This window comes from Acinetobacter sp. YH12041, from assembly GCF_013419975.1.
Lineage (GTDB): Bacteria > Pseudomonadota > Gammaproteobacteria > Pseudomonadales > Moraxellaceae > Acinetobacter.
In genome coordinates this window covers 99570-110419 of record NZ_VOZC01000003.1, presented here as the reverse complement: position 1 = coordinate 110419, position 10850 = coordinate 99570, and the positions used below count along the sequence as shown (strand labels likewise).

The window sequence follows — 10850 nt, the reverse complement described above, 5'->3', positions numbered from 1 at the left end:
AAAACCTTCAAAATCCTTGCTGAGCGTTATCGAAATAGAGGTAAAAGGCTTGGTTTGAGATTCAATTTAATCGCTGGAATCTACAACTTGGAACTGAGCAAAAAATGATTTATGAAAGAGGTCTATTCAATCTTAAAAATAAAATTAAATATCCGTTTTTACGTTCAATTAATATTTTATTTCGATTAAAATTTGGGGGTAGTAAACTATAAAAAATAAGAAGTTATAATTATTTTTTATATATTCACTAACTATAGTTAATAAAAAACAATAAAACTTTATACAAAGAAACAGCATAATGTGCGACTTTTCAGTTGAATACATGCATTTTGAAGAAATAATGAAGATTGCATGGTCAAGCTCTATTTGAAATATCTTATTGCAAATGACTTGATGAACTCAGTTAGGTTAAAAGCACTCATGCAGCAATTCATGCTGGTTGAGAAGTAAAAAATATAGGCTGGATGTTATCGCTATGAGTTGCACGTTTAGATGAATTTACGCATCTGGCGTAGCTTATGCAATCAGCAAAAGGCCGTTTTTCGCTTTTATAAATCTCTCACTGAATATGATCATCACGATGATATTCATAAGTTTGAAACAGATGCGGAATGCTTTGTTGATTCTAAAGGCGATGGATGAATGAAGTAGATGACAATTACATGGGGTAATGTAAGGTTTTCTTCTGTGGAAATGAATCGCAACACGACTTTTAGAATGACAAAAATTCAGAACCATCTTGGACAAAAAAATTATGGATTTTACTTTTAACGCATTTTATACCCTGATCGCTGCAGTAATTGTGCTATTACTGGGCCGGTTTCTGGTAGATAAAATCGATTTTCTAAAACGTTACAACATTCCTGAACCTGTCGCAGGTGGTCTGGTTGCAGCGGTTATCTCTCTGCTGGTTCATTCGTTCTGGGGCTACAGCATTACCACGAGCGCGGAACTGCAAACCAGTTTTATGCTGATTTTCTTTGCTTCGATCGGTCTGAGTGCGAACTTCGCTAAATTACGCGAAGGCGGGATCGGACTGGTGATCTTCCTGGTCGCTATCTCAACATTTATTGCACTACAAAATGCAGTCGGCATGGGCTTGGCAAGTTTACTGGGTATTGATCCTCTGATCGGTCTGATTGCCGGCTCGATTACGCTGACTGGTGGACATGGTACTGCTGGGGCTTGGGGTGAAATTATGGAGGTTCAGCACGGTATTCAGGGGGCTTTGGCGCTCGGGATGGCAAGTGCGACCTTTGGTCTGATTATTGGTGGAATTATCGGCGGGCCTTTGGCGAAACTGTTGATTAACCGTCATAATCTTGCTGTGGCCCGTACCGATCAGCAGATCGAAAAACGTGACAACACGCCAATGGACAGCACGACAGATGAATATGTGCAATTTGAATATCCACATCGTGTCCGTCTGATCACTGCCGATAATGCCATTACCACACTTGGTCTGTTTGCAGGCTGTCTGGCATTTGCAGAACTGATGACTGGCTTCAGTAAAGATACAGTATTTGAACTGCCAACATTTGTATGGGCACTGGCAGGTGGCGTGATTCTGCGTAACGTGCTGGAAGGCATCCTGAAAATCCAGATCTTCGACCGTGCGATTGATGTGTTTGGTAATGCTTCATTGTCGCTTTATCTGGCCATGGCGCTGCTGTCATTAAAATTATGGCAACTGGCGGATCTGGCAGGACCATTGATGGTGATTCTCGGTGCACAGACCTTGACTATGGCTTTATATGCAGCATTTGTCACTTTCCGGGTGATGGGCAAAAACTACGATGCCGCAGTACTTGCTGCAGGTCACTGTGGTTTCGGGATGGGTGCAACCCCAACGGCTGTTGCCAATATGCAGGCGATTACCAATATGTATGGCGCTTCGCATAAAGCCTTTCTGATCGTTCCATTATGTGGTGCTTTCTTCGTTGACTTGATTAATGCCACGATCATCCAGATGATCTTGAAATTTTTCGTCTAATTTTAAGCTTGATAATGAGTCATAAGCTCATAAGGATATGACATGAATGATCAGCTAAATGAAACCTTACTGGGCTGGGTCGATGCCTTAAATGGTCCACTCTGGGACTTTTTGGTGGTGTTCCTGGTCGCAGTCGGTATTTTGTATACGATCATGACCGGTGCAGTACAGATCCGTTTATTCTGGCACAGTATCAAAGTCATGAAACGTAGTCGTGGCAAGGTCGATGATGACCATGGTATTACGCCGTTTCAGGCCTTTGTAACAGGTCTGGCTAGCCGGGTCGGTGTGGGTAATGTTGCAGGTGTTGCCATTGCGATTGCTGTCGGTGGTCCAGGTGCTGTGTTCTGGATGTGGTTTACTGCATTTCTGGGAATGAGTTCTGCTTTTGTAGAATCGTCATTAGCCCAGTTGTTTAAAGTTCGGGATAACAAGAACCAGCAATTCCGTGGTGGACCTGCGTATTACATTACTCAGGGTCTTAAACAGAAATGGCTGGGAATTGTCTTTGCAATTGCGCTGATTACGACCTATGGCTTTGTGTTCAATGCCGTGCAGGCCAATGCGATTACTGGTGCAACCTCACATGCCTGGGGCTGGAATGAAGCCAATCTGATGTTGCCATTAGGCGGTTTCGATCTGGAAGTTTCCTGGATTGGTCTGGTATTAGTCTTGATTACGGCCATGATTATTTTTGGCGGGATCAAGCGGATTGCGAAAGTTGCTGAAGGTGTAGTGCCTTTCATGGCAGTTCTTTACCTGGCTGTTGCTTTATACATTGCTGTCATCAATTACGATGTGTTGCCGTCTATTTTCCATCTGATCTTTAGCAAAGCTTTTGAGTTTGAAGCAGCTGCAGGTGGTTTCTTCGGTGCCATGATCTCGATGGCCATGATGATGGGGATTAAGCGCGGCTTATTCTCGAATGAAGCGGGGATGGGTTCAGCACCAAATGCGGCAGCTGCCTCTGACGTGAAACATCCGGTGAATCAGGGTCTGGTTCAAATGCTTGGCGTATTTGTAGATACCTTCGTGGTGTGTTCATGTACCGCTATCATTATTTTAGTCTCTGGTCTGTATGAAAATGCCGGTTTTGAAGGCGTAACCTTGACTCAGATGGCGCTTGAAAGCCAGATTGGTGCTTGGGGTGATGACTTCCTGGCCTTGATTCTGTTCCTGTTTGCCTATTCTTCTATCATTGGTAACTATGCCTATGCAGAAGGAAATATTCAGTTCATCAATAATAACAGCAAGGTCATGTTTACTTTCCGATTGCTGGTATTGTTTATGGTGTATTTCGGCTCGATTGCCAGTGTGCCATTGATCTGGAATATGGCAGATCTGTTCATGGGTGTCATGGCCAGTATCAACCTGATTGCGATCGTACTGCTGATGCCATTTATTTTGATGCTGCTCAAGGACTATACCGGTCAGCTGAAACGTGGCATCGAGCAACCAGAGTTTAAGCTCGATGATCATCCGAAATTTAAAGATAAAGTTAAATCAGATATCTGGTAAGACTTGAGCAAAAAGCCCTGACTGGTTCGGGGCTTTTTTATGAGCTTAAATTGTTAGAATGACACAAAATTAAGATAACTTTGATATAGGATAAAGCCAGCAATCAGGCTGAACCAGACTGGTAATTTTGAGCGTAACAGTAGAATCATCACGATGACAAAAACCAGATCAGACCAGGAACGAAAATATGCCTGAGAGAGATCAATCAGCAAATATAAAAGCAGTCCGACCACTGCCGCATTAATCCCGCTTACCGCCTGAAAAATAATACGTTGCTGCATTAACCATGACCAATAAGGCAAAGTAGCAAAAATCAGAAAAAATGAAGGCAGGAAAATGGCACAGGTTGCTAAAAGTGTATTAATCCAGGGTGAGCCTGTCCAAGGCAACAGGGCACCGACATAGCTGGCAAAGCTAAATAATGGACCCGGCATCAGTTGAGCAAACGCATAACCTAGATCGAAAGATTGGGACGAAAGTAAATTGGTCGCCACAAAGTCCTGATACAGCAAAGGCAGAATGACATGTCCGCCACCAAAAACCAGTGAACCGGTTTGATAGAAATCAGCAAAAAATGTGAGTTCAGGCCAAGAACCAGATTTGACTAGTAGAGGAATCAGGAAAAAGGGCAGTATAAATGCGATGAACCAGTAGGGTGCATGACGTGGCCGAATATAGCTTGAGTGAATGGTAGATGAATTTGAAGCAGGCTTATTTTCCTGAGGATTAGAAAATTTTGCCATTACAAGGCCAAAAACCGCCCCTAAAATAATGACCAGTAGCTGGTTCAAACTGATACTAATGAAGCTCAGGATCAGAACTGAAATCAAGACCAGTATACACTGCCAGATGCTCTTGCAGAAACTGTTAAGCATTTGCCAGAATGCCCAGACGATTACAGAAAAAACGATCAGTTGAATGCTATGAAAGCTGTTTGAGTTTAGAATATGGAAATAGTGCTGACCGAGTACGGCGATCAAACTCATCAAAAGCGCTGAAGGCAGGGTAAAGCCAAGCCAGGCCATGAATGCCCCAGCATAACCCCTTTGCAGATAGCCAATTGAAAGGCCTACCTGGCTGCTACTTGGGCCGGGCAAAAGCTGCGCTAATGCAACCAGCTGACCATATTGTGTCGCATTTAACCACTGTAACTGGTCGACAAATTTACGGTGAAAAAACACCAGATGCGCTGCCGGTCCACCGAATGCCATACAGCCCAGTTGCAGGAAGGTGAGAAAGATCCAGTACAGTGAAGGTGTATTCATACAGTGGTTGAAAATTGAAAGACATTAGTGCAACTGTATGACAGTTTTACGAAATTCTACAGATTATTTAAGCATGTGTTTATACACTATGCTGCTTTAACAAAATGAGGACGTGCTCTGCATGCAGAAATATGTACTGAGTATATTGGCGATGACAATGGTAGGTTTGAGCGGCTGCCAAACGACATCCGGTTTTAATCCATCTAACTCTAGTCATATCAAATCTGCCAGTTCAGTAGCAGAAGCCCAGGCACGTCCAAACCAGATCAATTTCCGCAAGATCAAGCAAACAGAAAACCGTCCGGTGATTGCACTCGTTCTTGGCAGTGGCGGTGCGCGTGGCTATGCGCATATCGGTGCAATTGAAGTATTGGAGCAGGCAGGCATACAACCTGACTTTATTGTGGGAACCAGTGCTGGCAGTATCGTAGGTTCCATTTATGCCAGTGGTAAACCAGCGATTGAACTGCGTAATATTGCATTAAGCATGAAAGCAACTGACGTCCGCGACATCAAGCTGGACCGTAAAGGCTTTTTTGATGGCAAAAAAGTTGAAAATTATGTGAATTTACAGGTCGATCAGACACCTCTGCAAGCCATGAAAATCCCGATGTTTGTGGTAGCCACAGCCTTGAAAGAGGGCAAGCGCGTAGTTTTTAATTATGGTAATACCGGTCAGGCAGTGCGTGCATCCGTTTCTATTCCAAGCATGTTTATTCCGACTGTTATCCAGAAAAAAGAATATGTGGATGGAGGACTGGTCAGTCCGGTACCGGTCAAAGTAGCTCGTGAGTTGGGCGCTGATATTGTGATTGCTGTCGATATTCTGGCGCAGCCCATCCATACTGAAACCACCAATGTCTGGGGCTTATTCAACCAGAATATTAATATCATGCAGCAACGTTTAGCTTCTGAGGAACTGCAATACGCCGATGTGGTGATTCAGCCAGACTTACGCGAAAAAGGTCATATCTTTGATGTGCGTGGCAGGGAATTGACCATGGATGCTGGGATTGAGGCGGCTAAACTCAAGCTACCAGAAATTGCTCAGGTCTATCAGAAGCATAATTATAGCCAAGGTCATCAGATTCCATTGCTCTTGGCTCAGCAACAATAGTTTGTTCTAAGATTTTGAATAAAATATTTATTTTTCAAATAGGTGTATAAAGATATTCACCACTTTCCTCATATAGGTGAAAAGCGGCTCATTTTTGCTCATCGTTTTTAGAGATGAGCTGATGTTTTCTACCTATTGAAAGTCACTTAAAGCCCAAGTTTTAATGGGAAATAAATCTTTGAATTATAAAAATATAGTGATTTTATGAAAATATTTTAAGGCTATTTTTTGATTTTAACAAAATTATTCACAGACTTAAGTTAAACAACTGTTCAAAAGCTTAGAAGATCATGACAGAATAAAAATCGACAGATTAATAAATGTAAAAGCCATATGAATCACATCGAAATTGGCCAGCAAGTCACATTAGCTCAGTTTGAAAATACGATTTTTACTGTAACTAAAGTTCATCTCGATGGTTCTTTTACCGTTGAAACTATATTGCATGGCCAGCAGACTTTAAGTTATGAGAATGTGGCGCGAGAAATGTTGAGACAGGTGCCTGCTTAATTCGAGGTTATTTTTTGTTAATGCATGCAGTTTTCTTAAACCGAGTTTTGCATGCTTAATGGAAAATCTCTTCATCACAGTGCATTGATTCAAGAAAATAATTTAGTGGATAAATTCCTGTTTATTTTATAGTTACTGAAAATAACTTTCCGATGATTTCTATGAATCCTTAGAGAAATATCTTTTTTTTTGTATGAAGAAAAATTTCATATCAAGAATTATGATGTTTTATTTGCCGAATTGAACATTTTATTTAGGTCAAAAACGCTATAATAATGGTCTATATCATTGTCATTCAAAGAGTTCAGAGAAAACGATGGCCCCTTTAGATCAAATTGCAACAGCATCGGATGACCAGTCAGAGTTAACGATGTCGGTTCTTATGACGCCAGATATGGCGAACTTTTCAGGAAATGTACATGGTGGAACAATTCTGAAATTATTGGACCAGGTTGCTTATGCTTGTGCGAGTCGCTATTCGGGTAGTTATGTCGTAACCCTGTCTGTAGACAAAGTAAATTTCAAAGAACCGATTCATGTCGGTGAGCTAGTGACTTTCCTGGCAAGTGTGAACCATGTAGGTCGTACTTCCATGGAAATTGGCATTCGTGTAGAAGCACAAAATATTCAGAAACGTACTGTACGCCATACCAATAGTTGCTACTTTACAATGGTCGCTGTTGATGAAAATGGTAAGCCTAAACAGATTCCCCCACTGAATCTGGACAATGACTGGAAACGTTGCCGTTTTGAAGCAGCTGAACAACGTAAAGTTGCCCGTCTGCAGGAAAACCATCATCCTTCATGCAGTATCTATAAAAAATCAGCACATAGCTAAATGCTAAACTTAATTTGCTTGTTAAAAAGACCTTCAATGTGAGGTCTTTTTTTTTGCTAAAAATTCATTCAACTCTGGCTTAAGCTTCTTTTTTAATCTAATATGAAACGATACGTATCGTTTTGTTTTTTGGTTTTAAGCATGAGTGAAGAAGAAAAATGTTCACGGCGTCAGCACAGTATTCTGCAGGCGGTTTCGGATGCACTGGCAGAAGGTGAATATCATCAGCTAACCATTGAAGATGTGGCTGCACGGGCAGGGGTTGGCAAATCTACGATTTACCGCTGGTGGAAACATAAATCTGAAGTGGTACTGGATGCGTTTAAGCAGCGCACAGCAGGGGTATTTGAACTGGATGCTTCACAAAGCCTGCGCAGCAATCTGGTTCAACAGCTAACTCTATTGGTTCAGGCACTTAATCATCCAGTAGGCCGTGCTTTGCTGGTCGTTATGGCCAATCATCGGGAGCTGGCTGCAGACTTTTTTCAGCAATATCTGTTACCACGTCGAAAACAAACCCATCAATTGATCCAACAGGCCATCGAGCGTGGAGAATTACGTGCGGATTATCCTTTTGATCTGATGCTGGACACCTTATACGGACCGATTCATTACCAGATCATTTTTTTCAACCGCATGCCGGATGATCAATATATCCAGAATCTGGTAGATCTGGCCTTAAGCCCAGCTTTGATTTCTCCCTGAGTTTAGTCAGTTCTTAAATTTGCTTTAAAAGTTGCGTGTTATGTCTGCTAGTCCTGAGCGCTTATGGAATCGCTCCTTTATTCTGTGTTTATTGAATAATCTGTTCCTGTTTGTCTATTACTTTGCCTTACTGACCATTCTGCCGGTTTATATCATGAAAGATCTGGGCGGATCAGTCAAAGAAGCAGGTTTGGCTTTGACTCTGTTCTTAGTTTCATCCATCGCCATTCGACCTTTTTCTGGCATGATCATCGAGAAACTCGGCAAGAAATTGGCAATGCGCGGAGCCGGAGTTATTTTTGCCTTATTTTCCTTTAGTTATCTGCTGGTCGATAGCATGTGGTCATTATTGGCAGTGCGTTTCTTACATGGGATCTGGTTCAGCATACTGACGACGGTCACCGTTCCTGTCGCGAATGAGTTTATTCCTGAACAACGTAAGGGCGAGGGCATGGGCTATTTTGTCATGTCGACCAATCTGGGCGTGGTATTTGGTCCATTACTGGCCTTAACCATCGTTCAGTTTACTAGCTTTAAAGTGCTATTTGGCTTGCTTGCCGTGATTATCTCTATCGGCTTGATCTTTTCCTTCATGTTGAAAATTACCGAATTACCAAAACATCAGATCAAAATAGCTGAAAAAGCAAAATTCAGCCTGCATGACATTATTGAAGTCAAAGTGCTGGCAGTCAGTTTTGTGGCTCTGCTCACCGCTTTTGCTTACTCCAGCATCATGAGTTTTATCACGCCCTTTAGTGAAACCAAGCAGCTATTGGCTTATACCGGCATCTTCTTTATTGTTTTTGCTGCCTCAATGTTGTTGGTACGGCCTTGGGTGGGCAAAATTTACGACCGTAAAGGGCCAAGTGCAGTTATCTATCCTTCCTTTATTTTCTTTGCGATTGGCATGATGATTGTCAGTGTCATGTCCAGCCAATGGATCATGTGGTTGTCTGCGGTATTTATCGGAATTGGTTACGGTTCATTATTTCCATGTTTACAAACTCTAGCGATTCAATCTGTCGAAAAACAGCGTATGGGCCATGCAATTTCTACCTTTTTTACCCTGTTTGATATTGGACTGGCAGGGGGTTCAGTAGTGATGGGTATGATCATTGCGCAATACGGTTTTGAAAAGACCTATATGTTCTGTGCAGTGATGGTGATTTTCACTTTATTGATCTACCGTCAATATGTGGCCAGGAAGCAACTTTCGATTTCAGCATCCTTACCGGAAGAATAAAATGGAATTAAGACATTTACGCTATTTTGTTACAGTGGCTGAAGAGCTGAATTTCACCCGGGCAGCTGAAAAACTGAATACTGTTCAGCCTTCACTCAGTCAGCAGATTAAGGATCTGGAGCGTGAAGTGGATGCGCAGTTGCTGGAGCGGAATAACCGCAAGGTTGAGCTGACCGAGGCTGGACAGGCTTTTTTAAAGGAAGCTTTACTGAGTTTGGAACATGCAGAACGTGCCGTGCAGGCAGCTCGACAGATCGCACATGCGCATAAGGGTCAGCTGAATATCGGCTTCGTACCGGTCGCGGAAATGAAAATTTTTCCTTATATCATGCCGAATATCCGTGCACATTTTCCTGAACTGAAAGCACTGTTTCATAGCCTGACCGATGCAGAACAGTTTAGCGCGCTAAGACAGGGCAGTATTGATATTGCCTTTACCCGTTATCAGGATCAGTCGAATGAGTTTGAATCCGTTCAGATTTTTGATGAGCCACTGGCGCTGATTGTGCCGAAAAATTCTCCAGTCGCAAAAATGCCCTATGTCAGTATCAAGAAGTTTGAAAATCAGGACTTTGTGATTAGTGATGAGCAGGCTTCACCACAGCTGCATAAGATTATTGATGATTTCTTTAGGCAGTCGAAACTGAACGTGAATGTGGTGCAGTATTCCACCAATATTCTGCTGAATGTCAACCTGGTCGGCATGGGGGTTGGCTGGAGTCTGGTACCAGCCTATGTGATTCCTTTACTCGGCGATAATATTGTGGTGAAGAAAACGCTGGAACCTTTACCGATGATTGCTCTCTATGTCAGTTACCGTAAAAATAACCAGCATCCTGCGATTGAACTGATTCTGAAAGTGCTTAAAGAAAAGTTTTGTGTAGACCTTTTTAAGTAAATTATTGATCTTCCATAAATGAAATGTGCTACAGAAATGATCTGTAGCACATGCTTTTTAATCGCAGAGGAAAATCGCTTTATACTGAAATTCAAAAAATAAGAAATCGGTTGAAGCAGAATGATGAAGCTCTATAACAACCCTCAGTCACGTGGCATGACCTTGCTGCCTATACTTAAAGAACTACAGATTGAAGACCAGCTTGAGCAGGTGGAAGTTCCTTTTAAAGATATGCATCAACCTGAATATCTTCAGATCAATCCGATGGGTAAAGTTCCCTGTCTGGTTGATCAAGGCATCGTGATTTCAGAAATGGCTGCCATCATTATCTATCTGGCAGATAAGTATCAGGACAAAGGATTGGCACCCGCTTTAGATGATCCCAAGCGTGGTACTTATTTAAAATGGATTTTCTTCTGTCATGGGCCACTGACTGAATATATTGATGTAAAAAATTTACTGGTACCCCAAGAACAGATTGAAAAGGTCCGAACCAGTTTAAGTTTTGGTAACGAAGCCGCGGTATTTGATTTTCTTAAACGAGGCTTGTCGCAGGCCAAGCCTTATCTTTTAGGTGAAAAAGTTTCTGCTGCAGATCTATATGTAGCCTATTGTCTGATCTTCGCGATTAGTACCAAAATTTTACCGCCGTTGGAAGAATTTAAACCTTTCCTACAGCAGATGGCACGTCGTGATTCTCTCAAAGATATTTCATGGTTTAAGCAATACCGGACTTAGCTTTTATGTTCATCTATAAATAGGA

General features: G+C 42.1%; 10 protein-coding genes and 1 pseudogene. 10 read left to right on the top strand and 1 reads right to left on the bottom strand.

The features are described 5' to 3' along the window. The 3 genes and pseudogenes from FTU00_RS03935 to FTU00_RS03925 all read left to right on the top strand — a co-directional run. Nucleotides 1-108: pseudogene (locus FTU00_RS03935) on the top strand (IS5/IS1182 family transposase); the annotation flags it as partial. Nucleotides 109-754: 646 nt separating this feature from the next. Continuing rightward, nucleotides 755-1993, top strand: a complete 1239-nt coding sequence (gltS, locus tag FTU00_RS03930; protein WP_180105060.1) for a sodium/glutamate symporter — start codon at nucleotides 755-757, stop codon at nucleotides 1991-1993. A gap of 42 nt (nucleotides 1994-2035) precedes the next feature. Next, nucleotides 2036-3511: a sodium:alanine symporter family protein gene (locus FTU00_RS03925; protein ID WP_180179130.1), complete on the top strand. Its 1476-nt coding sequence runs from the start codon at nucleotides 2036-2038 to the stop codon at nucleotides 3509-3511. Between the two features lie 53 nt (nucleotides 3512-3564). On the opposite strand, the gene chrA is transcribed toward FTU00_RS03925, so the two are convergent. Beyond that, on the bottom strand, nucleotides 3565-4776 hold the full coding sequence (gene chrA / locus FTU00_RS03920) for a chromate efflux transporter (RefSeq protein WP_180179129.1): 1212 nt from the start codon (nucleotides 4774-4776) through the stop codon (nucleotides 3565-3567). A 121-nt stretch (nucleotides 4777-4897) separates the two neighbouring features. Here chrA and FTU00_RS03915 point away from each other — a divergent pair, with 121 nt between their 5' ends. The 7 genes from FTU00_RS03915 (at nucleotide 4898) to FTU00_RS03885 (ending at nucleotide 10825) form a co-directional block, all read left to right on the top strand. After that, the gene (locus FTU00_RS03915) at nucleotides 4898-5893 is read left to right on the top strand and encodes a patatin-like phospholipase family protein (protein ID WP_159123384.1); all 996 of its coding nucleotides are present in this window, start codon (nucleotides 4898-4900) and stop codon (nucleotides 5891-5893) included. A gap of 333 nt (nucleotides 5894-6226) precedes the next feature. Continuing rightward, a complete protein-coding gene (locus FTU00_RS03910; protein WP_005236977.1) occupies nucleotides 6227-6403 on the top strand; it encodes a hypothetical protein in 177 nt (58 codons plus the stop codon). A 316-nt stretch (nucleotides 6404-6719) separates the two neighbouring features. Continuing rightward, nucleotides 6720-7241 carry an acyl-CoA thioesterase gene (locus FTU00_RS03905; RefSeq protein WP_004784949.1) on the top strand — a complete coding sequence of 174 codons (522 nt, stop codon included), beginning with the start codon at nucleotides 6720-6722 and terminating at the stop codon, nucleotides 7239-7241. Nucleotides 7242-7382: 141 nt separating this feature from the next. Further along, on the top strand, nucleotides 7383-7946 hold the full coding sequence (locus FTU00_RS03900; RefSeq protein WP_180179128.1) for a TetR/AcrR family transcriptional regulator: 564 nt from the start codon (nucleotides 7383-7385) through the stop codon (nucleotides 7944-7946). Nucleotides 7947-7986: 40 nt separating this feature from the next. Continuing rightward, entirely contained in the window at nucleotides 7987-9189 is a 1203-nt protein-coding gene (locus FTU00_RS03895; RefSeq protein ID WP_180179127.1) for an MFS transporter, read from the top strand. 1 nt (nucleotide 9190) lies between these two features. Continuing rightward, nucleotides 9191-10087 (top strand): LysR substrate-binding domain-containing protein, encoded by an 897-nt coding sequence (locus FTU00_RS03890; RefSeq protein ID WP_180179126.1) that lies wholly within the window; start codon nucleotides 9191-9193, stop codon nucleotides 10085-10087. A gap of 123 nt (nucleotides 10088-10210) precedes the next feature. Continuing rightward, a complete protein-coding gene (locus FTU00_RS03885) occupies nucleotides 10211-10825 on the top strand; it encodes a glutathione S-transferase family protein (RefSeq protein ID WP_180179134.1) in 615 nt (204 codons plus the stop codon). The last annotated feature ends 25 nt before the right edge of the window (nucleotides 10826-10850 follow it).